The sequence below is a fragment of the Mycobacterium sp. SMC-21 genome, from assembly GCF_045310825.1.
Classification (GTDB): Bacteria; Actinomycetota; Actinomycetes; order Mycobacteriales; family Mycobacteriaceae; genus Mycobacterium.
On sequence record NZ_JBJIAO010000007.1, the window covers coordinates 55,766 to 82,189 of the forward strand.

The window sequence follows — 26,424 nt, forward strand, 5'->3', positions numbered from 1 at the left end:
CAAATATCAGCATCGTTTGTCGCGATCACTTCACTTCCGCCGCGATGCCGATCGAGACACAGGAGCAGACCGTGTCATCCGCAGCACTCGAGCAGCCGTATCTGGCCCGTCGGCAGAACTGGACCACCCACCTCGCCCGGCACGCCCTCATGCAGCCGGAGGGGACCGCGCTGCGTTTCGTCGGGCAGACGGTCACCTGGGGTGAGCTGCAGTCACGCGTCACCAAGCTCGCGGGCGCACTGAGCAGTCGAGGGGTCGGCTTCGGTGACCGAGTGCTGATCCTGATGCTGAACCGCACCGAATACGTCGAGGCGTTCCTGGCCGCCAACGTCCTCGGCGCCATCGCGGTCCCGGTCAACTTCCGCATGACGCCGCCCGAAATCGCCTACCTGGTGCGGGACTGCGACCCGAAAGCCGTGATCACCGAGCAGGTGCTGGCCCCGGTCGCCATCGCGGTGCGGGAGCTGGAACCGTCGCTGGAGACTGTCATCGTCGCCGGCGGCACCACCGAGGGGAACGTCCTCGGCTACGAGGACGTGCTCGCCGAGGACGGCGCGCCACCCGCGCCTGTCGACATCCCCGAGGACTCCCCGGCGCTGATCATGTACACCTCGGGCACCACGGGATATCCGAAGGGCGCCGTGCTGACGCACGTCAACATCATGGGCCAGGCCATGACGAACCTGTTCACGATTGCGCCGGACATCAACAACGACGTCGGCTTCATCGGCGTCCCGTTCTTCCACATCGCCGGCATCGGCAACATGATCGGCGGCCTGCTGCTGGGTCTGCCGACGGTCATCTATCCGCTGGGCGCGTTCGATCCGGGTGCCCTGCTCGACGTGCTGGAGGCCGAGGGCGTCTCGTCGATCTTCCTGGTCCCGGCGCAGTGGCAGGCCGTGTGCGCGGCCCAGCAGGCGAAGCCGCGCAAGGTGGCTTTGCGCGTCCTTTCGTGGGGTGCGGCGCCCGCGTCGGACACTCTTCTGAGGGAGATGGCGTCGACGTTCCCCGGCACGCAGATCTTTGCTGCGTTCGGTCAGACCGAGATGTCGCCGGTGACGTGCATGCTGCTGAGCCAGGACGCGCTGCGCAAGCTCGGGTCGGTCGGCCGGGTCATCCCGACCGTGGCCGCCCGCGTCGTCGACGACAACATGAATGATGTGCCGGTGGGCGAGGTCGGGGAGATCGTCTACCGTGCACCCACCCTCATGGCGGGATATTGGAACAACCCGAAAGCGACGGCCGAGGCATTCGCCGGCGGTTGGTTCCATTCCGGCGACTTGGTTCGCCAAGACGAAGAGGGTTACATCTGGGTCGTCGATCGTAAAAAGGACATGATTATTTCCGGCGGCGAAAATATTTACTGCGCAGAAGTAGAGAACATTCTGGCCGCGCACCCCTCGATTACCGAAGTTGCGGTGATCGGGCGCCCGCATGAAAAGTGGGGCGAGGTCCCGGTGGCCGTCGTTGCTGTGACGCCCAATGCGAACGCCGATGGCGAAAGTGCCCTGACCCTGGCGGATCTCGACGATTTCCTGACCGAACGGCTGGCGCGCTACAAGCACCCGAAAGCGCTGGAAATTGTCGACGCACTCCCGCGAAATCCTTCTGGCAAGGTCCTTAAAACGGAACTCCGCGCGCGGTTCGGTGATACAAGTGTGTCGTAAGCGTGGCAAGTGACGTCGCGCTGAGAAATTCGACCACCTGAGTGGAGGGTGGATGGGCCCATGTCGCGTTTGCTGAAACTGAACGCAATTATCCCTCAGTTGGGTCACGGGGTACGCGGTGTATCGGGTACAGTCCTGTGGTCCGTCTTACTACTCGGGAGTAGCGAGACGGAAATCACTCAGTTTGTGCTAGTGGCTAAGGAGGGGACGTGCCACGCGTGACGCCGCGGAACGGCCGCTTTCCGGAAGGGAAGGCTGGTCTGTGACAGCCTCGGACAACTCCCTGGTCGGGTATCTCAAGGACCAGCTCGACAAGCCATTCACAAAAGTGGGTGGCTTCGTCAAGATGTGCATCCTCACCTTCAAGGCGCTGGTCTCGCGGCCATTCCAGTGGAAGGAGTTCATCCTTCAGTGCTGGTTCCTGATCCGGGTGGCGTTCCTGCCCACCCTGGCCGTCTCGATCCCGCTGACGGTGCTGATCATCTTCACACTGAACATCCTGCTCGGTGAATTCGGTGCGGCCGACGTGTCCGGCGCAGGCGCCGCCCTCGGTGCCGTCACCCAGCTGGGACCGCTGGTGACGGTGCTCGTGGTGGCCGGTGCCGGATCGACGGCCATCTGCGCCGACCTCGGCGCCCGGACCGTCCGCGAAGAGATCGACGCCATGGAGGTGCTCGGCATCGATCCGATCGAGCGCCTGGTCGTGCCCCGCGTGGTTGCCTCCACGTTCGTGGCCTTCATGCTCAACGGCGCGGTGATCATCATCGGTCTGGTCGGTGGCTACTTCTTCGGTGTGTACATCCAGAACGTCAACGCCGGCGCCTACGTGTCGACGCTGACGCTGCTGACGGGCTTCCCCGAGGTCGTGATCTCGGTGCTCAAGGCCACCGTCTTCGGCCTGATCGCCGGCCTGGTCGGCTGCTACCGCGGGCTCACCGTGGCGGGCGGCTCGAAAGGTGTGGGTACCGCGGTGAACGAAACACTGGTGCTCTGCGTCATCGCCCTGTTCGCGGTCAACGTCGTGCTCACCACCATCGGTATCAAGTTCGGAACGCAGGCCGGGTAGCGACATGAGCACATCGACAGTTCTGCAGGGCCGATTCCCGCGGCTCTTCTCCCGCGTCAGGGAATTCGGCGGCGCCCCGGGCCGCCTGCTCGCCAGCCTCGGCCACGTCGGCGTCTTCGTCGTGACGGCCGTCGGGCACATTCCGCACGCGCTGCGCTTCTACCGCAAAGAGGTCTTACGGCTGATCGCCGAGGTCGGCATGGGCACCGGCGCCATGGCCGTCATCGGCGGCACCGTCGCCATCATCGGCTTCGTCACCCTGGCGGCGGGCTCACTGATCGCCATTCAGGGTTTCGCCTCACTGGGCAACATCGGTGTCGCGGCGTTCACCGGCTTCTTCGCCGCACTCGCGAACATCCGCGTCGTCGCACCGGTCGTCACCGGTACGGCGCTGGCCGCGACCGTCGGCGCCGGCGCCACCGCCGAGCTGGGCGCCATGCGCATCAGTGAAGAGGTCGACGCCCTCGAGGTCATGGGCGTCAAGTCCCTGTCCTTCCTGGTGTCGACCCGCCTGATCGCCGGCATGGTCGTCATCATCCCGCTGTACGCGCTGGCCATCCTGCTGTCGTTCCTGTCGGCGCAGCTGGTCACCACGCTCTTCTACGGCCAGTCGGTCGGTACGTACGAGCACTACTTCCACACGTTCCTGCGGGTCGACGACGTCATGTGGTCGTTCCTCGAGGTCATCATCATGTCGATGGTGGTGCTGCTCAACCACGCGTACTTCGGTTACTACGCCAGCGGCGGTGCGGTCGGCGTGGGCGAGGCCGTGGGCCGCTCGATGCGCACGTCGCTGATCTCCAATGTCGTTGTCGTCCTGCTCTTCTCGTTGGCGCTGTACGGCACCGACCCGAACTTCAACCTGACGGTGTGACGCGATGACGAACCCACAGCCGAAGCCGCCCGTCGCCGAGGGGCAGGTCCACGCGCCGCTCAACACCGACCGCACGCCGCCGTACAAGGTCGTCGGCGTCATCCTTGCGGTGGTCTCCGCCCTCGTCCTGGTGGTGGTCTGGTTCCAGTTCCGCGGTTACTTCGACACCAAGGCCAAGCTGTATGTGGTGTCGCCCCGGTCCGGGCTGTCGATGGACCCGGGCTCGAAGGTCACCTACAACGGGGTCCCCATCGGCCGCGTGAAGGAGATCAACGTCGTCGGCAAGGAAGACGACACGAAGGCCCGTCTGCAGCTCGATGTCGACCCGAAGTACCTCGACCTGCTGCCCAAGAACGTCAACACCAAGCTGTTGGCCACCACGGTCTTCGGCAGCAAGTACGTCTCGTTCACCTCGCCGACCGATCCGGAGCACGCGCGGCTCAAGAGCGGCGACACCATCGACGTCTCCAAGTGCTCGCCCCCGACACCGGCCACGGCCTGCGTCACCACCGAGCTCAACACCCTGTTCGAGACGATCACGGCGATCTCCGAGCAGGTCGACCCGATCAAACTGAACGCCACGCTGACCGCCGCCGCGCAGGCGCTGGACGGGCTCGGTGACAAGTTCGGGCAGTCGCTGGTCAACGGCAACGTCATCCTGGCCGACCTGAACCAGCGCATGCCGACCATCCGGCACGACACCAAGGCCCTCGCCGACCTGTCCGAGGTGTACTCGAAGGCCTCGCCGGATCTGTGGGACGGCCTGAAGAACGCGGTGACCACCGAGCGCACGCTGAACGACCAGCGCGGCACCATCGACCAGGCCCTCATGTCGGCCGTCGGCCTCGGCAACACCGGTGGTGACATCCTCGAGCGCGGTGGCCCCTACCTGGTCCGCGGCGCCGAGGACCTGCTGCCGACCTCCCGGGTGCTCGACAAGTACGCCCCTGAGCTCGACTGCCTGTTCCGCGGATTCGCCGCCGGCGCGCCGGCCGCGGCCAAGGGCCTCGGTGGCAACGGCTACTCGCTGGTGACCCACACCGAGCTCGTCGGTGCGGCCAACCAGTACGTGTACCCGGACAACCTCCCACGGATCAACGCCTCCGGCGGTCCGATGGGACGCCCGGGCTGCTGGACGGTCACCAAGGACATCCTCCCGATGCCCTACATGGTGATGGACACCGGCGCATCGATCGCGCCGTACAACCACTTCGGTCTCGGATCGCCGTTCGCATCGGAGTACGTCTGGGGTCGTCAAGACGGGGAGAACACGATCAACCCATGAGCATCAAGGGCACGGCGATCAAACTCGCCATCTTCTCCGCGGTCCTGCTGGCCTTCACGGCAGGCATCTTCATCGTCTTCGGTCAGTTCCGGTTCAGCCGGACCAACGAGTTCTCGGCGATCTTCACCAACAGCAGCGGTCTGAAGGCCGACCAGTTCGTGCGCGCCAACGGCGTCGAGGTCGGCAAGGTCACCGACGTCGAACTGATCGACGGTGGCAGCAGGTCGCGGGTGCATTTCACCGTCGACAAGTCCCTGTCGCTCTACCAGGGGACCACGGCCCACATCCGTTACCTCGATCTGATCGGCAACCGGTTCCTGGACCTGCGCCGCGGCGACAGCAACCAGGTGCTGCCCCCGGGTGGCACCATCCCGGTCGACCGCACCGAGCCGGCCCTGGACCTGGATGCCCTGGTGGGCGGCTTCCGGCCGCTGTTCCGGTCGCTGGATCCGCAGAAGGTCAACACCATCGCCTCGTCGCTCGTCACGATCTTCCAGGGCGAGGGCGGCACCATCAACAACATCCTCGATCAGACGGCGTCGTTCTCCTCGACCATCGGCGAGCAGGACCAGGCCATCGGTGAGGTGATCAAGAACCTCAACACGGTGCTCGACACCACGGTCAAGCACCAGAAGCAGTTCGACGACACCATCAAGAACTTCGAGTCCCTGGTCACCGGGCTGAAGCAGCGCTCCGATCCGATCGCGGACTCGGTGGCGAACATCAGCAACGCGGCCGGCTCGCTCGCCGACCTGCTGGGCGACAACCGCGAGCTGCTGCACAGCACCCTCGGCTACCTCGAGACCACGCAGCAGTCGCTTGTCGACCAGAAGGAACAGCTCAACGACACGTTGCAGAAGGTGCCCCAGGCGCTGAAGATCCTGGGTCGTTCCGGTGGCGTATACGGCGACTTCTTCAACTTCTACGTCTGCGACATCGAGTTGAAGATGAACGGTCTGCAGCCGGGTGGACCCGTGCGCACAGTCAAGCTCACCAACCAGCCGTCCGGAAGGTGCACGCCGAAGTGAGGTCCATAGAAGGGTCCGACCGGGTCCGCAGAGGCGCGATGGGTCTGGCGGCCGTCGTGCTGGTCACGGCAGTGGGTGCGTCAGTCACCAAGGTGCCGATGCTGTTTGCGTCGCCCACGTACTACGGCCAGTTCAGCGACACCGGCGGTCTGATGGTCGGCGACTACGTCCGCATCGACGGTGTCAACGTCGGCACGGTCAAGGACATGGACATCGACCGCGACAAGGTGATCATCGGTTTCGACATCGGCACCAACACCATCGGCACGGACAGCCGGGCGCTGATCAAGACCGAGACCATCCTGGGCCGCAAGGCCATCGAGATCGAGGCCAAGGGCACCCACAAGCTGCCGCCGCGCGGCACCTTGCCACTGAGCCAGACCTCGACGCCGTACCAGATCTACGACGCGATCTTCGACGTCACCCGGGCCTCGCAAGGCTGGGACACCAAGGTGATCAAGGAATCGCTGAACGTCCTGTCCGAGACGGTGGATCAGACGTCGCCGCACCTGACCGCCGCACTCGAGGGCGTGCAGAAGCTGTCCGAGACCATCGGCAAGCGCGACGACCAGGTCCGCTCGCTGCTCGGTAACGCCAACAAGATCGCCACGATCCTCGGCGACCGCAGTGGCCAGGTGAATGCGCTGCTGGTCAACGCCCAGACGCTGCTGCACGCCCTGAACCAGCGCGGCGAAGCCATCAGCCTGCTGCTCGAGCGCGTGTCCCGGGTGTCGCACCAGCTGAAGGCGACCATCGACGAGAACCCGAACATCAACCACGTCCTGGAGCAGCTGCGGACCATCAGCGACATCCTCGTCGCCCGCAAGCAGGATCTGTCGGACACGCTGGTCTCGGCCGGTAAGTTCGTGGCCTCGCTGTCGGAGGCCATCGCTTCCGGTCCCTACTTCAAGGTCATGATCGAGAACATCCTGCCGCCGCAGCTGATGCAGCCGTTCGTGGACGCCGCGTTCAAGAAGCGCGGACTGAACCCCGAAGACTTCTGGCGCAGCGCCGGTCTGCCGGAGGCGCAGTGGCCGGATCCCAATGGCACGCGCTTCGCCAACGGTGCGCCGCCGCCGGCTCCGCCGAAGCTCGAAGGCACGCCGGAGCATCCCGGACCCGCGGTGCCTCCCGGTTCGCCGTGCTCGTACACGCCGGGAGCCGGTGCCGATCCGTCGCCGGCCGATCCGCTGCCGTGCTCGCACCTCAGCGTCGGTCCGTTCGGTGGACCCGACTACGCCCCGCCGAACGTCGTCCCGTCGGCGCCGAACCCGGCCGGGGTTCCCACCGGCCCGGGTGTGCCGTCGGCCGCGTTCCCGGGCCAACCGGCCGAGAACGTGCCCGGTACGCCGGTGCCGCTGCCGCCGGCACCCGTCGGTGCCCGGACGGTTCCGCTGACGCCGCAGCCCGGTGACAGCGACATCGCGCCCGGATTCGCTCCGATCCCCGGGCCGCTGATCGCGCCGCCGGCGCCGCCGGGACCAGGTCCCAGCGCCGGTCCGGCCGGCACCGCGCCGCTGCCGGGTAACCCGCCGTTCCTCCCGCCAGGGTCGCAAGGATAGGGCCGCCACGATGTCGACTGTTTTCAGCATCCGAAACATCAAGAAGCCGAACCTGTCCAAGGGGACGGTCATCGGTGGTGCGCTCGCGCTCGTGGCGATCGTGCTGCTCGGTTTCTTCGGTCTGCAGCTGTACCGCAAGATGACCACCACCACGGTGACGGCCTACTTCCCTGAGGTACTCGCGCTGTACCCGGGTGACAAGGTTCAGATCATGGGCGTCGAGGTCGGTGCCATCGATACCACCGAGCCGCACGGCGATCAGATGAAGGTCGTCTTCCACTACTCCAATCACTTCAAGGTGCCGCAGAACGCGTCGGCGTCGGTGTTGAACCCGAGCCTCGTCGCGTCCCGCGTAGTTCAGCTCTCTCCGCCGTACACCGGTGGGCCGACGATGGCTGACGGCGCCGTGATTCCGAAGGAACGCACCCAGATTCCGATCGAGTACGACGAGCTGCGCAATCAGCTGACGCGCATCCTCGCCGAACTGGGTCCGACCAAGGAGCAACCGAAGGGCCCGTTCGGCGACATCATCGAGTCGTTCGCCGACGGCTTCGAGGGCAAGGGCGCGCAGTTCAACAAGACCCTCAAGGGTCTGTCGGATGCGGTGAACACCCTGAACCAGGGACGCGGCGACTTCTTCCAGGTGATCAAGAGTCTGGCGGTGTTCGTCAACGCGCTGCACCAGAGCGATCAGCAGTTCGTGTCGCTGAACAACGACCTGGCGTCATTCACGAACAAGTTCACCAACACCGACCAGGAGCTGGCGTCGGCGCTCAAGGATTTGAACCAGGTCATGGCGACGACCCGGAGCTTCCTGGACAAGAACGGCAGCGTCCTGGCCCACGACATCAACAACGTGTCCGAGGCGACGACGGCCATCCTGCAGCCGGAGCCGCGGGACGGCCTGGAACGTGCGTTGCACGCCTACCCGAACTTCCTGGCCAACCTCGAGAACATCTACTCGCCGGCGACCGGCGGTCTGATCGCCTCCGGTGTGCTGCCGGGCGTGACCAACTTCTCGAACCCGTTGCAGTTCATCTGCAGCTCGATCCAGGCCGGTAGCCGGTTGGGTTACCAGGATTCTGCGGAGCTGTGCGCGCAGTACCTGGCCCCGGTGATGGACGCCATCAAGTTCAACTATCTGCCGTTCGGTATCAACATGGCGACCACCGCCATGACGCTGCCGAAGTTGGTCACGTACTCAGAGCCGCGCCTGCAGCCCCCGGGCGGATACAAGGACACGACCGTGCCGGGCGTGTTCTCGCCCGACACCCCGTGGTCACACGGCCAGCACGAGGCGGGCTGGATCACGGCACCGGGCATGCAGGGACTCAAGGTCGGACAGTCGACCCAGGACCTGCTGACGCCGGAGTCGCTGGACGAGCTCATGGGCGGCCCGGACATCATTCCGCCGACCGGTGGCGTCAACATGTCGGGTCCGCCGAACGCCTACAACGAGAGCAGCCCGCTGCCCCCGCCGTGGTACCCGCAGCCGGGACCGGTCTCGCCGCCGCGACCGGGTAATGATCCGAGCCCGATGAGTGCCATGGCACCTGGGCCCGCCCCAGGACCCGCTCCGGCGCCCGCGCCGGCCGGACCCGCACTTCCTGCCGAAGTTGGAGGCCAATGATGACCGGGTCCATGGGGCCGAAGTCACCCTCGGCATCGCGGCACCGCGGTGGGTGGGCGCGTAACGCCCGCCGGGTCGGCGTGCTGTCGGCAGCGGCGCTGGTCCTCAGCTCGTGCGGCTGGCGCGGTATCGCCAACGTGCCGCTGCCCGGTGGTCCGGGCACGGTGGCCGGCCATTCGACGATCTACGTCCAGATGCCGGAAACGTTGGGGCTCAACGCCAACAGCCGGGTCCGGGTGGCCGACGTGTTCGTCGGCCGGGTGCGAGCGATCGAGCTGAAGAACTGGGTGCCCACCCTCACGGTGGATCTGAACCCCGGTATCAACCTGCCGCGCAACGTGCAGGCCAAGATCGGGCAGACCAGCCTGCTGGGTGCCCAGCACCTCGAGCTGGACCCGCCGGCCGACCCGTCGTCCCAACCGCTGCGCAACGGCGACACCATCGAGTTGAAGAACTCGTCGGCGTACCCGACCATCGAGCGGACGTTGGCCGGTATCTCCGGAATCCTCAACGGCGGCGGTGTGCCCAACGTCGAGAAGATCCAGTCCGAGGTCTACAACATCCTCAACGGGCGCGCGGATCAGATCAAAGAGTTCCTGCACCGGTTGGACACGTTCACGGACGAGATCAATCAGCAGCGTGAGGACATTACGCGGGCCATCCGCTCCAGTGACACGTTGCTGAAGGTCGTCGCGGATCGCAACGACACCCTTGATCGGGTGCTGACCGAGACGCCGCCGCTGATCGAGCACTTCAACAAGACCCAGGACCTGTTCTCGAACGCGCTCTTGGCGCTGGGCCGGCTGTCGAAGGCGTCGGACACCACGCTGTCGAACAGCAACGCGAACCTCCACACCAACCTCGCAACGCTGCAGCGGGCGCTCAAGCAGATCGCCAAGACGTCGCCGAACCTGGTGCCGGCCATGAAGCTGCTGTTCACGCTGCCGTTCCCGATCGACAACATCCCGAAGGTCATCCGCGGCGACTACATGAACCTCTCGCTGCACCTCGACCTGACGCTGAGTGCCATCGACAACGGCATCCTGACCGGCACCGGGCTGTCGGGTATGGCTCGGGCGCTGGAACAGTCGTGGGGCCGTGACCCGGCGACGATGATCCCGGACGTTCGATTCACCCCGAACCCGGCCAACGCACCGGGCGGCCCGCGTGTGGAAAGGGGGGAGTGACCGATGCTGACCCGTTTTCTGAAGATTCAGCTGATCATCTTCAGCATCGTGACTGTGGCGGCGCTCGTCGGGCTGTCCCTGGTGTACCTCAAGCTGCCGACCTACCTCGGCGTGGGTATGCATCGGCTGTACGCCGAACTGCCCAACTCGGGCGGCCTGTACAAGACCGCCAACGTCACCTACCTGGGTAACCAGGTGGGCAAGGTGCTGGCCGTCGAGCCGACGGTAACCGGCGCGCGCGTGACCATGGACGTCAACAACGATGTGGACATCCCGGACAACGTGCAGGCGAACGTCCACTCGGTGTCCGCGGTCGGTGAGCAGTTCATCGATCTGGTGCCGCCGGAGAACCCGTCCAAGCGGTACCTCTCCGCTGGGCAGACGATCACCAAGGGCTCCGTCCCCAAGGAGGTCGGTCCGGCTCTCGACGCGACACAGAACGCGCTCGCCTCGCTGCCGAAGGAGAAGATCGGCGCGCTGCTGGACTACACCACGGAGGCGGTCGGCGGGCTCGGCCCGTCACTGCAGCACCTCGTCGACGGTACCCAGGCGCTAGCGGGGGACTTCAAGGACAACCTCGGTTCGGTCGACGACATCATTCAGAACTCGGCCCCGATCATCGACAGTCAGGTCAGGTCCGGTGACGCCATTTCACGGTGGGCCCGGAACCTGAATGTGCTGGCCTCGCAGTCGGCTCAGCAGGACGCGGCGCTGCGCAACGCCATCCAGCAGGGCGCGCCGACGGCCGATCAGCTCAACGCCGTGTTCGGTGAGGTCCGTGACGCGTTGCCGCAGTCGCTGGCCAACGTCGAGATCGTGCTCGACATGCTGAAGCGCTACAACAAGGGCCTCGAACAGGTGCTCGTGGTGCTGCCGATGGCCGGCCCGATCGTCGACTCGCTGACCGCGGTCTACGAGAAGGAACTCCCGATCAACCTGGCACTGGGCATCAACCAGCCGCCGCCGTGCCTCACCGGCTTCCTGCCGGCCTCGAAGTGGCGGTCCCCGGCGGACACGTCGACCGCCCCGCTGGAGTCGGGCCTGTACTGCAAGATCCCGAAGGACGCCCAGAACACGGTCCGTGGTTCGCGCAACCTGCCCTGTGTGGACAACCCGGCGAAGCGCGCGGCGAGCCCCATGGAGTGCCGCGACAACAAGCCGTACGAGCCGCTGGGCACCAACCCGTGGTACGGCACCCCGGACCAGATCGTGAACTGCCCGGCCCCCGCCGCGCGTTGTGATCAGCCGGTCGACCCGGGCAAGGTGATCCCGGCTCCGTCGATCAACAACGGGATGAACCCGCTGCCGGCCAACATGCTGCCGCCGCCGGAGCGTGCGTCGGCGCCGTCCAGTGACCCGATCAGCGCACCGGGGCAGGGCACGGTGGAGTGCAGCGGGCAGCAACCCAACAAGTGCCTCTACACTCCGGCAGCAGGACCAGAGGCCACCTACAACCCGCAGAGCGGTCAGGTGGTCGGACCGAACGGTGTGAAGTATTCGGTCAGTAACTCGAGCAACCCAGGAGACGACGGATGGAAGGAGATGCTGGCACCAGCCAGCTGAACCCCACCGATGAGCAGGACGTCACGTCCCAGGACGTGGTGACGACAGAGCCGTCTGCCGAGGAATCGATCGAGGCGCCGGGTGAAACCGGTGAATCAGAGGGTGCGCAGCGCCCCGCCCGGATCGGGCGGGGCATTGCCCTGACGGTGTGCCTGGCGCTTGTGGTGCTGGCCGCCGCGGTCGGCGCGGGCGGTTGGTTCGCGCTCAAATCGCATCGGGAGAGTCAGGCGCTCGCGGCGAACGAGACGGCCGCCATCGCGGCGGCCAAGGACTGCGTCACGGCCACCCAGGCACCCGACACGTCGGCCATGATCGCCGCGCAGACGAAGATCATCGAATGCGCCACCGGCGCGTACCAGACGCAGGCGTCGTTCATGAGCGGCATCACGCTCGAGGCGTACAAGGCCGCCAACGTGCAGGTGCAGATCTCGCAGATGCGCGCGGCCGTCGAGAAGCACAACGATGACGGGTCCATCGACGTCCTGGTGGCGGTGCGCGTGAAGATCAACAACAGCGCCGAGAAGGACAAGGAAGTCGGTTACCGGATGCGGGCGCAGATGGCACCGGTGGACGGGAAGTTCAAGGTGGCCAAGCTCGACCAGGTCACCTCGTGACGGTTGGTCAGGAGACGACGAGCGCCGAGGCAGTGAGCACGGGGTCGGAGTTCGAAGCGGCACCGGTGTTGGCCTCGTGGCCGGCGCGGGCCGGCGCTTTCGCGCTGGACGTGCTCCTGGGCGTGGCGATCATCGCCGTGATGGCCCTGCTGGGCTATGCCGCCCGGGCCGAATGGACGCTGTGGGCGTACGCCGCCGTGGCCACGCTGGCCGCGGCCGCGGTCCTGGTGAACCGGTGGCTGTTGCCGTCGATCACCGGATGGAGCCTGGGCCGCTCGCTGTTCGCCATCCGGGTGGAGCGGGTGCCGGCCGGCGTTCCCGCCGGTATGGGCCGACTGGTCCTGCGTGACCTCGCGCATCTGTTGGATACCGTTGCGGTGCTGCTGGGCTGGCTGTGGCCGCTCTGGGACCCGCGGCACCGCACTTTCGCAGATCTGTTGCTGCACCACGAAGTTCGCGTCGCCCCGGCGCCCGCGGCGGACCCCGGCCGGCGGGCCGGGCAGGTGCTCGTGGCCGGTGCTCTGGTCTGTGTGGCGGCGGTGGGACTGAGCTACGGCGTGCAGTTCCGGCACGACCGCGCGGTCGACGAGGCGCGGCACCAGATTTCCGAGCAGGGTCCCAAGATCGTCGAGCACGTCCTGAGCTACGGCATCGACACCTATCAGAACGACTTCAAGACCGCCCAGGCGTTGGTCACCGACGGTTACCGCGACCAGCTGATCAAGCAGCAGCAGGCGGTGAGCAAGAAACCGACGACCAACCAGTACTACGCGGTGAGCAGCGCGATCCTCAGCGCCGGAACCGATCAGGCCACCATGCTGCTCGCGCTGCAGGGGCAACGCGGCGTCGACGCCAACACCCTGCGGTTCATCACCGCGACCGTGCGGGTCGAGTTCGTGAAGTCAGGCGACGGCAAGTGGCAGTTGTCGAATCTGACGGTGCTCAAGAGCCCGCGGGGAGGACGCTGATGAGTCCGCGTCGCAAGATCGATGCTGCCGAGCGCTTCGTCGCCGGTGACTACTTCAAGGCTGTGGCCGCGGTGCCCCGCCGCGTGGCGTTGGCGGTGATCGCCTGCGTCACAACGGTTTTGGTGATCGCCGCGATCGCGGCCAGCACCTACCTGCTGGTCCAGCACGAGAAGGACGTGGCGAGTCAGGCCAAGTCGGCGGCCGTGCTGGGCTACGTCAAAGAATTCATGAGGGGCTTCACCGCGGTCGACCCGTTCCACGCCAACGCCTACGTCGAGAAGATCGCGGGGCAGTCCACCGGCGAGTTCGCCAAACAGTTCAAGGACAAGCACGACCAGATCCTCATGCAGGTGGCGCGCGCGCAACCGGCGGAGGGAACCGTCGAAGACGCCGGCGTACAACGGTGGAATGACGACGGCAGCGCCGACGTGCTGATCGCGATGAAGCTGACGACGACGACGCCGGACGGCAACGCGACCGTGGAAAGTGGCTCGCGTTGGGTGGTAACGGCTACGCAGGAAGGGCAGCAGTGGAAGATCAGCCGCATGAATCCGGTGATGTGACCCCCGGGGAGTCTGTGGCCGATGCTCCGCAGGGGACGGCCGACGCCCCGCAGGGCAAAGCGGCCAGGCGCAGGCACCGTCTGCCCCGGCATCAGACCGCCGGTGCCGCACCGGCTGACGACGCTGCCGCCGAACAGGCGGAAGAAACTGCCGCACAAGAAGATTCGGACGCCGACGCGACGGACGAGGTGGCCGCGGACGAGGCGGCCGCGGACGAGGCGGACGCCGACGCGACGGATGAGGTGGTCGCGGACGAGGTGGAAACGGCGCCGGTGACGCTGGTGCCGCACCGCCCTGCCGGGCGCAAGCTGCTGGCCGCCGGCGCGGTGGCGGCGGCGCTGTTCGTCGGGGCCTCGGCCTTTGCGGGCGCGGCGGTGCAGCCGTACCTGGCGGATCGTGCCCTGGTGCAGGCCAAGTTCGAGGTCGCCAAGACCGCTGCCGCGGCGGTGTCGACGCTGTGGTCGTACTCGCCGGACGACATGGACAAGCTGGCCGACCGGTCGCAGCAGTATCTGGCCGGCGGTTTCGCCGGGGAGTACCGCAAGTTCGTCGATTCGATCGTTGCGAGCAACAAGCAGGCTCAGGTCACCAACCAGACCAAGGTTATGGGCACAGCGGTGGAAAGTATCGGTGCAAATCAGGCCACGGCGCTCGTCTACACCAACTCGGTCGCGACCAGCCCGCTGACCAAGGGCATCCCGTCGCTCCGCTACCTGTCGTACCGGTTGACGCTGAAGCGCTCCGGGGCCGACTGGAAGGTCAGCCAGATGAGTGCCCTGACCAAATTGGATCTGACGCCCCAGCTGTAGCCGATGGGTCTGTGCAGCGCGTTTGCCTGAATTGATGCGTACTGCCTGTCAGCACACTGTGAATACCGGGCCTTTGCCTATGTTGCGAAGCTGCCGGCGACGGTCGGCGGCTGTCAACTATGGCCTGAATCACGTTTGGACCTGCATGAGTACGACGTCACAGCAACTGTCGCGTCAATATATGCCAAGGCGTGGAACTGCTGGGCGAGGGAAGTTTGAGCCGTCCAGCAAACTATATTTACGCGGCAAAAATTTGCTGCTGATGCGGCGACCCAAGGCCGATGTGAGCCTCCGGGAGCCGATTGCCAAATCTGGGAAAGCGGCTGGTCAAGATGCATGTTGGAGCTGCGATGCATTAATGTTACCGTCCGGTTGATAACCAATTGTGGTGGCTGAGGGGACGGGGCAAAATGGCAGTTTCGTATCGCGCTGGGCGCGTTCAAGCAAAGCGGGCGGCATTGCTGGGTGCGGCGGCCGCAACAGCTACCGCGATGACGGTCACGGCCTCGGTCCCGAACCCGCCGGCCCCCAAGGTGGTGCCGTCGTCGCACTCGGCCGTCCACCTGTCGGCGTTCACCACGCCGTTCCCGGAGCCGGGCGTGCTGCCGGATATCACGTTCGGTGTCGGCAACGCGGCGTACAACCTGGCCCAGGGCGGCATCGAGGCGCTCCTGCCGCCGCTCGTGCAGGCGCTCAGCGCCGCGGGCGGCCTCAGCGGGCTCAACCTCACGAACCTGATCAACCAGCTGCCGCCGAATCTGCTGTCGCAGATTCTCGACGTGATCCCGATCGGACTGGAGCCGCTGCTGCAGGCGGCGCTGGGGCCGATCCTCACGGGCGCGCTGGTCCCGCTGCTCAAGGCACTCAACATCATGGACGCCGACGGCAACGTGACCCTGAGCGGACTGCTGGACGTTCTGGGTATCAGCCTGGACAACATCCTGGACCTGAGTGGCCTGGACGTCCCGGGCGTCAACATCGTCACCGCCGGGCCGGTGTTCACGCTGCTGAAGATCGCCGGGCTCGACCTGGGCTGGACGCCGGGCACCGCGAACGCCGTGGCCAACGCGATCAACAACACCGATTACCTCGAGGTCGGCGCGCTGGGCCTCATCAACGAGGTGCTGGACCGGGCCGGGAACCTCGGTGGCCTCGGCCCGTTGATCACGGCTGTGCAGGTGGCGATCAACCTTGTCGGCGACGCCATCGGCCTGGACAACCTGGACCTGATCGATGTGCGGGTGCCGATCACCATCGGCTTCGGCCTCGGCGCGTTCTCTGCCGGACAGGCGTACTCGAAGGTGCTGGCAGATCTGTCCAACCAGCCGGGCGGTACCACCGATGGCGGCGCCAACCCGATCCTGGGCAGCCTGACCGTCCTGCCGCTGATCCTGCTGAACAACCTGGGCCGCGCCAACGGCGGTCTGCTGGCGCGCTTCTACCCGATCGGCGACCTGCTCGGCCTCAACCTGATCACCCCGGACGTCGCGGCCGCACACAGCGGCGGCATCCCGCTGCTGAACACCGGGCTGTCCATCGGCGGTGCGAGCCTGCTGCCCATCAAGGTCGACGCCACCCTCGAGTACCAGCCGTTCTCGGACCTGGCCGCGTGGCCCAACCCGTTCAGCCTGGCCAACAACCTGGTCGCCGGCACCCTGCCGACCTACCTGCTGCGCGGCATCTCCACCGCCACCCTGACCAACCAGCTGACCAGCCAGTTGGGCGACCTCACCGGTGGCCTGCTGTCCGGAAACCCGTTGGCCGTCAACATCTATCTGACGATCCCGACGAACACGCTGCCGTTGATGGAGCCGATGTACCTCACCGGTGACGTGCTGAACATGGTCAGCTTCGGCACGCTGGGCAGCCCCATCTACAAGTTGGCCAACGCGCTCGCGCCGGCCATGACCAGCCTGGTGAACCTGGGCTACACCGACGTCGTCCGCAACGCGGACGGCACCTACAGCCGCACCCTGGACGACGCCGCCACCCCGACGCCGTTCTTCTCGTTCCCGAACGTCAACTGGCAGAAGGTGCCGGCGGACATCATGAACTCGCTGGTCGCGGGCTTCAAGAAGGAGTTCTTCAGCGCCAACCCGACCGCTGCGCCGGACAACGCAGTCGAAGCGCTGATCAAGCTGCTGACCGGCGGCAAGCTCGGCAGCTTCAACCCGCTGGGCGGCCTGGCCGGCACGGTGCAGAACCTGCTCAACGGCGTGCTGGGCACGCTGGGCGGTCTGACGCAGGGCGCGACGGTCAACTCGCTGGCGGCGAAGGAGGGCGTCGTCAGCCCGACTGCCGCGACCGACATTCCGTCGACCACGCCGAAACTGGCGCCGCTGTCGGCGAGCCTCACCGGCCTCACCGGTACGAGCAAGAAGGACGGCAAGCAGGCCACTGATCAGACGGCCGGCGACAAGGACAAGACGGCCGAGGACACGACCGGCACCACTCCGGCCGCCGAAGATCCCAAGACCGACCCGAAGGCCGAGCCCAAGGCAGAGGACACCAAGACCGATCCGAAGGCCGACCCGAAGACCGACACCAAGACGGACACCGAGCAGTCGTCGGGCAAGCACGCCGCCGAGGAAGGCACCCCGTCCACGCCGGACAGCGGTAAGAAGCCGAAGCACGCCGCTGACGATGCGGACGGCACGTCCACCGCAGGCAAGGACAAGAAGGACAAGAAGGCCGACAAGCCCGCGAAGACCGACAAGGTCACCAAGGACACCAAGGCCGGCAAGGACAAGTCCGAGAAGGTCGCCAAGGACACCCCGAAGACCAAGCGGCAGAAGAAGGAAAGCGCCGCGAAGTCGACCGCCGCCACCGGCGGGGGCTCAGCCGCACACGCCGGCTGACACCGGCAACAGGAACACCCGACGTGAATTCACGTCGGGCGTTCTTGTCTTTGAGTGAGAACTGACGTCGTGAAAACCCGAGTGCGGGTGTGCGTAGGTTCGCAGTCGACGTTGTCGGGTCAGGCGGACCAGGCCTGACGCGCAGGCCGCCGGCGGACGACGGTGCCGCCGGCCCGGCGGCGGTGGCCTTGACCAGATCGGCCGCTCCGAATCCGGTGCCGCTGCAATTCAACTCGGCCGGCGTCACCGGCCCGCGCGCGAAGCCCCAGGGCCCTCACCAGTCGGCCGGTGACAACGACGACGCCGACGAGCAGCCGGCCCACGAGCCACAGGCACAGCCCGACACAGACCCCGACGCCGAGCCCGAGGCAGAAGAGCCCGAGACCGATACGGAGGCCGATCTTCAATCCGATCCGCAGGCACGCGGGGAAGCGTTCGATCTCCAGACCGGTGGCGGTGGGCCGCTGTGGGCGTCGCATGGCGAGGAGGACGAGCCGCGCCAGGCCGCGGGCGGATGCGGAACGTCCCCGGCGGGCTGCTCCGAGATCGAGCAGGAGTCGAAAAGCGCTGGCGCCAAGGCTGATTCCGGTGCCTGCGGCACCGGGGGAGCGACGGCCTGGCGCCTGACGCATCAGGCGAAGCCGAGCCAGCCGGGGAGTGCGCGTTCTCTGGAGTCGCACAGCACTGCCGGGGTGTCGCAGGAACCGCGCGGCGTACCGGATCCGGCCCAGCGGCCGCCGGTGTCGCGGCGCAGCACGATGGCGGAGGAACCGCCGCCGTCCAGGAGGATGGCGGTGTCGCTGCCGAGCGCCCGGAACAGGTCCTGGACTTGATCGGGCGTGTAGCTGCCGCCCTGGAAGATGTACATCTCGTCGCGGCTCCGCACGTATGCCAGTGCGGTGCGGGCGGCGCTGCGGCCACCGTCGTTCAACTGGCTGGTGTCGCCAGGTGCCAGCAGGCCGATGCCGCTGACCGCGACGAACCGGGCGCCCTGGTTCACCAGGTTGTTGATCGCCCCGGTTGCGGCGTTGAAATCGCTTGTGCTGCTTGGTGTTATCATGTACGGCGCGCCGTCGGACGGAATGACCATGGTGCTCAGCGCAGTCCACACCTCGTTACCGCCGGACAGTCCCTGCTTGCCGGCGTAGGGGATGGTGCCGGTGACGGCGGCGTTGGCGCGGCCCTGGCCGCGGGTGTTGTCGACGTAGGCGCCCAGCGGCGAACTGCACCCTGTCGAGGTCCACGACCCGCCCTGCTGGCCGCGGATGTCGAAGAAGTTGGCGTTCACCGCGATGGTGGGCCGGCCCAGCGCCTGCCACGCCTCCAGTGGTGTGAAGACCTCGGAGGCCTGCCACAGTCCCTCGGCGGTGCGGGCGCGGGGATCGCGTTCGCAGCGGGATTGGATGCCGCGGTGGGAGTCGACGAGCAGCCGCGGGTTCATGCGCTGCGACGCCGCTTTGATGACGAGCAGATGGCCGCCGTTGCCCGACTCGTACCAGTTGCCCGCGGCGTTGAGCAAAGGCGCGGGGTGGTCGCCGCCGAAGTTGTACACCAGGAAGCTGCCGCGGTAGTTCGTGATGGCGTTGACCAGTAGCGAGCGGCCGTCGGCGGCGTGCGCTGCCGGTGCCCCGGCGGTGCCGGCCAGCCCGGCTGCCAGGGTCAGAACCGTTGTGTGCGTGAGTAATTGCCGCAGGCGGTGGACGACGCCGCGTCGGGAACTCGACCCGAGAAACGACATTGTGGCCCTTTCCCCGGTCCGATACAACGACCTTCAGCGTAGCCACAGCAAACACTCTGTCAACTTTGGTCACGTCCGCATCACGGGGCGATGACGGATGAATCACCTTGGTGGACACAGCAATTGGCCCCGCTACCGACCGGAGTCGGAGCGGGGCCACGAGCGCAGGGTTACGAGCCGAGCAGATCGGTGTGCATTTCCCACACCAGAATCTCGGCCGGTGTGGTGGCGGTGACGCGTTGCCCGCCCGACGCCGTCAGCCGCACGGCATCGCCTTCCTGCAGTGGCCCGGCGCCCTCGAGAGCCACCTCTCCGCGTGCCACGAACAGGTGCAGGTACTTCGCCGACGGCAGTTCGACGCTGTCGCCGGGCTCCAGCCGCGCGCCGTGCAGCGCCGCGTTGCGCTGGCCGATGGTGATGGCGGTGTCGTTGGAATGTCCGGGCATGCCCGAGGCGATGGTGACCAGCTTGCCGCGCAACAGCTCGTCGTCGATCTCCAGCTGTTGGTAGCCCGGCGTCTTGCCGGACTCGTCGGGCACCACCCACATCTGCACGAAATGCACCGGCTCGCTGTGTGATTCGGCGCCGGTCAGGCGCCAGGAGTCGTTTTTCTCCGAGTGCAGGATGCCGCGTCCGGCGGACATCCGTTGGGCCAGTCCGGGGTAGATGACGCCCGAGTTGCCGGTGGAGTCCTGGTGCACGAGCGATCCGCGCAGCACCCACGTGACGATTTCCATGTCGCGGTGCGGATGGGTCTCGAAGCCCGAGCCGGGGGCGACGCGGTCGTCGTTGTTCACCAGCAGCAGGCCGTGGTGGGTGTTGGCCGGGTCGTAGTGGCCGCCGAACGAGAACGAATGTTTCGAGTCCAGCCACGAGATGCGGGTGGCGTCGCGGTCGGCCGCGCGACGGATGTCGACTGTTTCGGTCATGTCGTCCCCTGTCGTTGTCGGTGAGCTTAGGTGTCGCTACTGGACGGCACAACATAAATGATGTGTCATATATTTCGTGTGGCTGACCGACGACCAACAGGACCTCTGGCGCGCCTATCTGGCCATGAGTGGCCGCCTGCAGCTGGCGCTCAACCGGCAGCTGCAGCGCGATCACGGGTTGTCGCTGGCGGACTACGACATACTGGTCGCCCTCAGCGAGCTACCGGACTGCCGCATGGGTCAGCTCGGTACCCATCTCGGGTGGGAGCAGAGCCGGGTCTCGCATCAGCTGGCGCGCATGCGCTCGCGCGGGCTGATCGAGCGATCCGGGTCGAGCGATGACAGGCGCGCGGCCGTCGTCACCCTCACCTCAAAGGGGCGGGACGCCCTCGAGGCCGCCGCACCCGGGCATGCCGAGTTGGTGCGCTCGGTGGTGTTCGACGGCATGAACCGGTCGCAGGCGGACGCGCTGCGGCGGTGGACGGCGACGGTGCTCCAGCGATTGGACTGAACGGACCCGGGGAGCCGGGACGAAATCGCGGCTACAGTAGGGACCGTCGGGTTTGCGGGGAGGATTCACGTGAAACATTCGGTCGCCACGATTGCGACAGCGGGCGCACTGGTCGCCGGGCTGGCATGGCTGCCGGCTCCCCAGGCGCACGCGGAACGCTGCATTCCTTTGGATGGCACCCCGATGGTCCTCAAGCGCGAGAAGAGCTTCGGAATCGGCAAGGATCTGCAACTCCTTCGGACCTATACGTACACCGATGGCATGGTGAACTGGGCCATCGAGCAGGACGGTGGCGTGAAGTACAACACCGGTTTCGGTTTCGGAGCGCGAATCAACGCGGTCTACATCCCCGAACTGAATTCGAGCGGATCCGTCCCCGGCGCCCCCGGCGAATACGTGAACATCGACAGCTGGCATTTCCACGAGCAGGTGTTGGTCTGCCCGCAGTAGTCATGCGCTAGCAGGTTTGCTGGCCTGTCGGCTGCCCGTGCCGGCATATGACACAACCGTCAATTCACCGGAAATTGCTGGTACACCGGTGTTAGCGTCCTGTCGTCGCAGTCAATATTGCGGGATGGGGCGGGGCACATGGCTGGCAGTCATCGTGAAGTCGACGTACGCGGATCGCGTTTGGCATTACTGGGAGTCGTGGCGGCGACCGCAACGGCAACCGCCGTCGTCGCGCCCGCGCCGACGCCCACGGCGTTGCTGGCCCAGAGTCACCGCGCGGTGGACCTGACGGCCGCCACCACGCCCTACCAGGCGTTCCAGAACACCGTCGACGCGGTGCTGCCGGCGCTGGTCAATCAGTTCGGTCGCAAACCGACCGTGACGCTGCAGACGCTGCTGGCGCAGATCCCGCCCAGCCTGCTGGCCGATGTGCTCAACGCCAACGTGGGCAGCATCAACGTGCCGTCGCTGCTGAACATGCTGAGCCCCGATCTGGTCTCGGGTCTCACCTCGCAAGTGGGCGCCGGGACGACGTCGCAACTGAGCACGGCGATCAGCGCGGCCGTCAGCTCGGCACTGAACACCGCGCTGTCGGGTCTGACCGGCACGACCTTCCTGAGCACCTTGCAGACGGGATTGGTGAGCGCACTGGTCGGGCCGCTGCAAACGATGCTGGGCGGGCTGTCCATCACCGTTCCCATCGTGGGGATACCGCTGAGCCTCTCGGGTCTGCTCAACGTTTCGGGCCTGGCCACCACGGTGGCCAACCTCGTCGCCACCGACCTCATCGGGCAGCTGACCACCAGCATCACCAGCGGTCTGACGGGCAGCTTGTCCGGCGGCGCGCTGACCGACGGCCTCGGCGGCACGCTCACCGGTGCCTTGAGCGGCATCGTCACCGGCAACCTCGGCGATCTGGTCAACCCGCTGCTGCAGGCCGCGGGATTCCAGGACGCCGCGGGCAACATCGGCGTCGGCACCTTGCTCGACCTGGCCGGGCTGAACCTCGGCAGCCTCGTCGACAGTAATGCGATCTCCGTGACCACCGCAGGCCCGGCCTTCACGCTGGCCCGGCTGCTGGGTGTCGACATCGGCTGGACTCCGGGCACCGAGACCGCGATCGCCGACCGCGTCAACAACACCGCATACCTCACCCTCGGTACCGACACGCTGAAGGACGCGCTGGCGACCAACCTCACCAACGCGCTCAACACCGGCGCCCTGGCGACGAGCCTGACGCCCATCCTGACCAACGCACTCACCAGCACGCTGACGAGTTCGCTCACCACCTCGCTGACGACTGCGCTGACCAGCGCCCTGACCAGCACCGTGGACGGCACGGTCGGCAGCACCAGCACGCTGACGTCGGCGTTGACCACCGCGATCAGCACCGCCGTCGGCGACCTGGGCCTGAGCTACGTGCCGCTCGTGGGACTGCCGATCGACCTCACCAGCACCGTGGTGAACGCGCTGAATCCCCTCATCGGCGGCCTGGTCACCGGCCTGACCAATGGGACGAGCATCAGCACCCTGGTCAACAGCACCGTGAGCAGCACGGTCACGAGCGTCGTCGGCACCGTCGTCTCCGGCGCCACCAGTGGCCTGTCGGGCACGGTGTCGGGAGCGTTGACGGGAGTGCTGAGCAGCGCGGTGCTCGGCGTCGTCAACGCCATCCCGTCGCTGGACGTCGGGTCGGTTCGAGTGCCCATCGTGGTGGCCAGCGGCCTCGGCGCGTTCTCGGCCGGCGCGGCTTACCGGGACGTGCTGGCCAAGTTGTCGTCGCAGCCGGGCGGGCTCAACTACACAGGTGCCACGTCGATCGCCGGCAGTCTGACCCTGTTGCCGGAGATTCTGCTCAACAACGCGGGCCGCGCGAATGGCGGTGTGCTGGCGCGATTCTCGTCGTTCCTGCGGCTGCTGGGCGTCAACGCCGTCACCCCGGACGTCGCGATCACCAGCAGCGGCGGCACGGCACTCGGCGGCACCGGGCTGGCTCTCGGCGGCGCGAACCTGGTGCCCGTCAAGATCGACGCGACCGTCGAGTACCAGCCGCTGTCCGACTTCGCGGCCTGGGCGAACCCGGTGACGCTGCTGAACAACCTGGCGGCCGGGCTGATGCCGACGTACATCCTGCGCGGCGTCGACCAGGCCACGGCGGCCGGTCAGCTGATTACGCAGCTGGAGTCGATGGTCACCAATCTGGCGAGCGGCGGCTCGACCAACACCAACATCTATCTGACGGCCGCGGCGAACCACCTGCCCCTGCTGGAGCCGGTCTACCTCGCCGGTGATGCGTTGAACCTCGTCGGCCTGACGCCCGTCGGGAACGTCGCCTACCGGTTGGGCAACGCGCTGTCGCCGATCCTGACCAGTCTGGTCAACCTGGGCTACTCGGACGCGTACTGGGATCCCGCATCGGGCCAGTACCTGCGCACGCTGAACACCGCGGCCACCCCGGTGCAGTTCGGGACCCTGCCGCACATCGACTGGTCGAAGGTGGTTCCCCGCCTGATGACGTCACTCGTCACGGGGTTCGAGAAAGCGTTCACCGGCCCGGTGTCGGTGCCCAACGCCATCTCGGGTGCGATCTCGGTGATCAGCAAGGGCGGCAGTCTGTTGAGTCTGGGTGCGCTGCCGTCATCGGTCGCCGCAACCCCGACGCCCACCGCGGTGGCGGCGTCCGCCCCGGTCGCGACGACCAACAAGTCCAAGCCGCCGGCGGCCATCGCCGCGGCGACCACCGCCACCGGTGCGCAGACGACGGGCACGACAGCGACCGAGCCGGCGTCCACGACGCCCGCTGAGTCCCCGTCGGCTGAACCGACGACGAACGACCTCACGAAACCCAAACATGCCAAGGACGATGCCGCCGGGCCGACGGCGCCGACGGGTGCGGCGAACGAAACGGCGGCGCCGGACGGCAGCAAGCCCGCCGACGCGACCAAGAGCACGGACAAGGGCGAAGGCAAGGCGGGCAAGCCCAAGTCCACCAAGACCACCAAGACCACCAAGGCGCCGAAGCCCAAAGGCAATGCGGAGAGCGCGGATTCGTCCGCGGCGAAACCCGACGCCGACAACGCTGGAACGGGCCGGCACCGGGCGCCGTCGTCGAGCGGCGGCAAGCACCGCGCGCCGGAATCGGGCAGCGGCAAGCACGCCGCCTGAGCTTTGCCAGGTCCGTCCCGGTGAGCGGACGGTCTCGCATACGCTGTCGGCGTGGATATCAATGGAGCTAGCGCGGTCGTCACCGGCGGCGCGTCAGGAATCGGTGCGGCTGTTGCCCGTCAGTTGGCCGCCAAGGGTGCCCGGGTCGTCATTGCCGACCTCCAGGCCGAGAAGGGCGAGGCGCTCGCCAAGGAGATCGGCGGCGTTTTCGTCACCGTCGACGTCACCAACACCGAGCAGATCATCGACGCGGTCAAGACCGCCGCTGACCTCGGCCCGCTGCGCGCCCTGGTGAACTCGGCCGGTGTCGGCTGGGCCCAGCGCACCATCGGCAAGGACGGCGAGTTCGAGTCGGCGCACAACCTGGACCTGTACAAGAAGGTTCTCGACATCAACCTGGTCGGCACCTTCGACTGCATCCGCATCGCCGCCACCCAGATGAGCAAGAACGACTTCACCGAGGCCGGTGAGCGTGGTGCCATCGTCAACATGACCAGCGTCGCGGCGTTCGACGGCCAGATCGGCCAGGCCGCGTACTCGTCGTCCAAGGGTGGCGTCGTGGGCCTGACCCTGCCGGTCGCGCGCGACCTGTCGGCTGTCGGCATCCGCGTGAACACCGTGGCCCCCGGCCTGATCGACACCCCGATCTACGGCGAGGGCGAAGCCTCGGAGGCCTTCAAGGCCAAGCTCGGCGAGTCGGTGCTGTTCCCGCACCGCCTCGGCAAGCCCGAGGAGCTGGCCTCCATGGTCATCGAGCTGATCACCAACTCGTACATGAACGCCGAGGTCGTCCGCGTCGACGGCGGCATCCGGATGCCTCCGAAGTAGTTCTTTCGCGAACAGACACGAAACTGCCCCTTGTCTTCGGATGAGGGGCAGTTTTGTTGCGGGGTCGCCCCGCGGGACTGCGCGCGCCGACCCCGCACCGAATGTGCGCAGAGATTGCGGATCCAGCCGTCTTGGCGATCTGGCTGCACATTCGCCGCCGAATTCCTGTGAATCGCTCGGTACGCTCGGATGGCATGACGCGCACGCGGTTCCGGCCGGTCGTATTTCTCGCTCTGTCGATCGCCTCGTTGTGGTTGGTGGCCGGGTGCAGCGGCGGCAACTCGACGCGGCATTCCGAGTCGGCCCCGGCGGCACCGGCGCCGCTCAAGAGTGGCGCGGATTTCAAAGGCGGTGCCCCCGAGGCGCCGGCGCCGCCCGTCGAACAACCGCGGGACATCGTCAAGACCGCGTCGCTGATCCTCGTCACCGCCGACCCGGCGGCCGCCGCGGACAAGGCGACCACGATCGTCGACAAAGCGGGCGGACGCGTCGACGAGCGCTCGGACGACGCCGGGTCGACGTCCGGCCGCGCGAGCGTCCACTTGGTGCTGAGAGTGCCGGCCAACGGGCTCGACGCTGCTTTGGCGTCGCTCAAGGGGCTCGGTACGGTCCAGACCCTCGAGGTCAAGACCGACGACGTCACCGCACGCCGTGTCGACCTCGATGCCCGGATCACCGCGCTGAAGACGTCGGTGGATCGGTTGCTCGGGATCATGCGTGACTCGAAGGACCCCGATGCGTTGATCAAGGCCGAGGAGGCGTTGTCGTCGAGGCAGGCCGAGCTACAGAGCCTGCAGGCGCAGCGCGACACCCTCCGCGACCAGATCACCTACAGCTCGGTCGACGTCCAGATCACCGCCGAGCGTCGCGGTGGCCCAGCCCCGGAGCGCTATCACGGGTTCTTCGGGCAGATCGAACATGGCTGGGACACGTTGTGGGCCTTTGGTTCTCACCTCGTACTGGCGTTCGGATTCCTGCTGCCGTGGCTGATTCCGCTCGCGGTCCTCGGCGGGGTGCTCTACGCCTTCGTCAAGTGGACCGGCTCGCGGCACAAGCGCGCCGTGGCGGCAGAGCCCGCGACAGCCGCCTCCGACTCGGAGGAGTAGCTTCCGCACGTCGTGCGAAAGCC

Annotated in this window: 22 protein-coding genes; 19 read left to right on the plus strand and 3 right to left on the minus strand. The window is 66.7% G+C overall.

Annotated elements, in window-relative coordinates:
* Nucleotides 1-44 precede the first annotated feature (44 nt).
* The 14 genes from fadD5 (at nucleotide 45) to ACJH6H_RS09885 (ending at nucleotide 17,674) form a co-directional block, all read left to right on the plus strand.
* The gene (gene fadD5 / locus ACJH6H_RS09820) at nucleotides 45-1,667 is read left to right on the plus strand and encodes a fatty-acid--CoA ligase FadD5 (protein ID WP_406774765.1); all 1,623 of its coding nucleotides are present in this window, start codon (nucleotides 45-47) and stop codon (nucleotides 1,665-1,667) included.
* Between the two features lie 262 nt (nucleotides 1,668-1,929).
* Entirely contained in the window at nucleotides 1,930-2,733 is an 804-nt protein-coding gene (locus ACJH6H_RS09825) for an ABC transporter permease (protein WP_020103356.1), read from the plus strand.
* Between the two features lie 4 nt (nucleotides 2,734-2,737).
* Nucleotides 2,738-3,607, plus strand: a complete 870-nt coding sequence (locus tag ACJH6H_RS09830) for an ABC transporter permease (RefSeq protein WP_133425772.1) — start codon at nucleotides 2,738-2,740, stop codon at nucleotides 3,605-3,607.
* Between the two features lie 4 nt (nucleotides 3,608-3,611).
* Nucleotides 3,612-4,892, plus strand: a complete 1,281-nt coding sequence (locus ACJH6H_RS09835; RefSeq protein ID WP_406774766.1) for an MCE family protein — start codon at nucleotides 3,612-3,614, stop codon at nucleotides 4,890-4,892.
* Nucleotides 4,889-5,920, plus strand: a complete 1,032-nt coding sequence (locus ACJH6H_RS09840) for a virulence factor Mce family protein (protein ID WP_133425774.1) — start codon at nucleotides 4,889-4,891, stop codon at nucleotides 5,918-5,920. The genes ACJH6H_RS09835 and ACJH6H_RS09840 overlap by 4 nt, the downstream gene beginning before the upstream one ends.
* Nucleotides 5,917-7,482, plus strand: coding sequence for an MCE family protein (locus ACJH6H_RS09845; protein WP_226520318.1), 1,566 nt, complete (start codon nucleotides 5,917-5,919; stop codon nucleotides 7,480-7,482). Before ACJH6H_RS09840 ends, ACJH6H_RS09845 begins: the two co-directional genes overlap by 4 nt.
* Nucleotides 7,483-7,492: 10 nt before the next feature.
* Nucleotides 7,493-9,112: a virulence factor Mce family protein gene (locus ACJH6H_RS09850; RefSeq protein ID WP_226520319.1), complete on the plus strand. Its 1,620-nt coding sequence runs from the start codon at nucleotides 7,493-7,495 to the stop codon at nucleotides 9,110-9,112.
* Complete coding sequence (locus ACJH6H_RS09855) at nucleotides 9,112-10,299, plus strand: virulence factor Mce family protein (RefSeq protein WP_377041979.1); 1,188 nt, start codon at nucleotides 9,112-9,114, stop codon at nucleotides 10,297-10,299. The genes ACJH6H_RS09850 and ACJH6H_RS09855 overlap by 1 nt, the downstream gene beginning before the upstream one ends.
* Nucleotides 10,300-10,302: 3 nt before the next feature.
* Complete coding sequence (locus tag ACJH6H_RS09860; protein ID WP_226520320.1) at nucleotides 10,303-11,862, plus strand: virulence factor Mce family protein; 1,560 nt, start codon at nucleotides 10,303-10,305, stop codon at nucleotides 11,860-11,862.
* Nucleotides 11,832-12,476, plus strand: coding sequence for a hypothetical protein (locus tag ACJH6H_RS09865; protein WP_260934518.1), 645 nt, complete (start codon nucleotides 11,832-11,834; stop codon nucleotides 12,474-12,476). The genes ACJH6H_RS09860 and ACJH6H_RS09865 overlap by 31 nt, the downstream gene beginning before the upstream one ends.
* A complete protein-coding gene (locus tag ACJH6H_RS09870; RefSeq protein ID WP_260934516.1) occupies nucleotides 12,473-13,444 on the plus strand; it encodes an RDD family protein in 972 nt (323 codons plus the stop codon). The genes ACJH6H_RS09865 and ACJH6H_RS09870 overlap by 4 nt, the downstream gene beginning before the upstream one ends.
* Nucleotides 13,444-14,007 (plus strand): mammalian cell entry protein, encoded by a 564-nt coding sequence (locus ACJH6H_RS09875; protein ID WP_133425779.1) that lies wholly within the window; start codon nucleotides 13,444-13,446, stop codon nucleotides 14,005-14,007. Before ACJH6H_RS09870 ends, ACJH6H_RS09875 begins: the two co-directional genes overlap by 1 nt.
* A complete protein-coding gene (locus ACJH6H_RS09880; protein ID WP_244602390.1) occupies nucleotides 13,974-14,816 on the plus strand; it encodes a mammalian cell entry protein in 843 nt (280 codons plus the stop codon). Before ACJH6H_RS09875 ends, ACJH6H_RS09880 begins: the two co-directional genes overlap by 34 nt.
* 410 nt (nucleotides 14,817-15,226) lie before the next feature.
* Nucleotides 15,227-17,674, plus strand: a complete 2,448-nt coding sequence (locus tag ACJH6H_RS09885; RefSeq protein WP_318984827.1) for a hypothetical protein — start codon at nucleotides 15,227-15,229, stop codon at nucleotides 17,672-17,674.
* Between the two features lie 119 nt (nucleotides 17,675-17,793).
* Here ACJH6H_RS09885 and ACJH6H_RS09890 read toward each other — a convergent pair whose 3' ends face one another.
* The 3 genes from ACJH6H_RS09890 to ACJH6H_RS09900 all read right to left on the minus strand — a co-directional run bounded on the left by ACJH6H_RS09890 (nucleotide 17,794) and on the right by ACJH6H_RS09900 (nucleotide 20,341).
* Nucleotides 17,794-18,306, minus strand: coding sequence for a hypothetical protein (locus ACJH6H_RS09890; protein ID WP_133425781.1), 513 nt, complete (start codon nucleotides 18,304-18,306; stop codon nucleotides 17,794-17,796).
* Nucleotides 18,306-19,412 (minus strand): phosphodiester glycosidase family protein, encoded by a 1,107-nt coding sequence (locus tag ACJH6H_RS09895; RefSeq protein WP_318984826.1) that lies wholly within the window; start codon nucleotides 19,410-19,412, stop codon nucleotides 18,306-18,308. The genes ACJH6H_RS09890 and ACJH6H_RS09895 overlap by 1 nt, the downstream gene beginning before the upstream one ends.
* A 170-nt stretch (nucleotides 19,413-19,582) precedes the next feature.
* The gene (locus ACJH6H_RS09900) at nucleotides 19,583-20,341 is read right to left on the minus strand and encodes a pirin-like bicupin family protein (protein WP_061003827.1); all 759 of its coding nucleotides are present in this window, start codon (nucleotides 20,339-20,341) and stop codon (nucleotides 19,583-19,585) included.
* A gap of 67 nt (nucleotides 20,342-20,408) precedes the next feature.
* On the opposite strand from ACJH6H_RS09900, the gene ACJH6H_RS09905 reads away from it, so the two are divergent.
* The 5 genes from ACJH6H_RS09905 (at nucleotide 20,409) to ACJH6H_RS09925 (ending at nucleotide 26,401) form a co-directional block, all read left to right on the plus strand.
* Entirely contained in the window at nucleotides 20,409-20,852 is a 444-nt protein-coding gene (locus tag ACJH6H_RS09905; RefSeq protein WP_318984824.1) for a MarR family winged helix-turn-helix transcriptional regulator, read from the plus strand.
* Between the two features lie 69 nt (nucleotides 20,853-20,921).
* On the plus strand, nucleotides 20,922-21,302 hold the full coding sequence (locus ACJH6H_RS09910) for a hypothetical protein (RefSeq protein ID WP_138247588.1): 381 nt from the start codon (nucleotides 20,922-20,924) through the stop codon (nucleotides 21,300-21,302).
* A 180-nt stretch (nucleotides 21,303-21,482) separates the two neighbouring features.
* Nucleotides 21,483-24,467 (plus strand): hypothetical protein, encoded by a 2,985-nt coding sequence (locus ACJH6H_RS09915; protein WP_318984823.1) that lies wholly within the window; start codon nucleotides 21,483-21,485, stop codon nucleotides 24,465-24,467.
* A 51-nt stretch (nucleotides 24,468-24,518) separates the two neighbouring features.
* On the plus strand, nucleotides 24,519-25,295 hold the full coding sequence (locus tag ACJH6H_RS09920) for an SDR family NAD(P)-dependent oxidoreductase (protein WP_064978891.1): 777 nt from the start codon (nucleotides 24,519-24,521) through the stop codon (nucleotides 25,293-25,295).
* 194 nt (nucleotides 25,296-25,489) lie between these two features.
* On the plus strand, nucleotides 25,490-26,401 hold the full coding sequence (locus ACJH6H_RS09925; protein ID WP_318984822.1) for a DUF4349 domain-containing protein: 912 nt from the start codon (nucleotides 25,490-25,492) through the stop codon (nucleotides 26,399-26,401).
* Nucleotides 26,402-26,424: the final 23 nt, after the last annotated feature.

Excerpts from the sequence above, each read along its gene's own strand:
- fadD5 (WP_406774765.1), top strand. The coding sequence starts at position 45 with ATGCCGATCGAGACACAGGAGCAGACCGTGTCATCCGCAGCACTCGAG.
- ACJH6H_RS09830 (WP_133425772.1), top strand. The coding sequence starts at position 2,738 with ATGAGCACATCGACAGTTCTGCAGGGCCGATTCCCGCGGCTCTTCTCC.
- ACJH6H_RS09835 (WP_406774766.1), top strand. The coding sequence starts at position 3,612 with ATGACGAACCCACAGCCGAAGCCGCCCGTCGCCGAGGGGCAGGTCCAC.
- ACJH6H_RS09840 (WP_133425774.1), top strand. The coding sequence starts at position 4,889 with ATGAGCATCAAGGGCACGGCGATCAAACTCGCCATCTTCTCCGCGGTC.
- ACJH6H_RS09850 (WP_226520319.1), top strand. The coding sequence starts at position 7,493 with ATGTCGACTGTTTTCAGCATCCGAAACATCAAGAAGCCGAACCTGTCC.
- ACJH6H_RS09855 (WP_377041979.1), top strand. The coding sequence starts at position 9,112 with ATGACCGGGTCCATGGGGCCGAAGTCACCCTCGGCATCGCGGCACCGC.
- ACJH6H_RS09860 (WP_226520320.1), top strand. The coding sequence starts at position 10,303 with ATGCTGACCCGTTTTCTGAAGATTCAGCTGATCATCTTCAGCATCGTG.
- ACJH6H_RS09865 (WP_260934518.1), top strand. The coding sequence starts at position 11,832 with ATGGAAGGAGATGCTGGCACCAGCCAGCTGAACCCCACCGATGAGCAG.
- ACJH6H_RS09875 (WP_133425779.1), top strand. The coding sequence starts at position 13,444 with ATGAGTCCGCGTCGCAAGATCGATGCTGCCGAGCGCTTCGTCGCCGGT.
- ACJH6H_RS09885 (WP_318984827.1), top strand. The coding sequence starts at position 15,227 with ATGGCAGTTTCGTATCGCGCTGGGCGCGTTCAAGCAAAGCGGGCGGCA.
- ACJH6H_RS09890 (WP_133425781.1), bottom strand. The coding sequence starts at position 18,306 with ATGCGTCAGGCGCCAGGCCGTCGCTCCCCCGGTGCCGCAGGCACCGGA.
- ACJH6H_RS09895 (WP_318984826.1), bottom strand. The coding sequence starts at position 19,412 with ATGTCGTTTCTCGGGTCGAGTTCCCGACGCGGCGTCGTCCACCGCCTG.
- ACJH6H_RS09900 (WP_061003827.1), bottom strand. The coding sequence starts at position 20,341 with ATGACCGAAACAGTCGACATCCGTCGCGCGGCCGACCGCGACGCCACC.
- ACJH6H_RS09925 (WP_318984822.1), top strand. The coding sequence starts at position 25,490 with ATGACGCGCACGCGGTTCCGGCCGGTCGTATTTCTCGCTCTGTCGATC.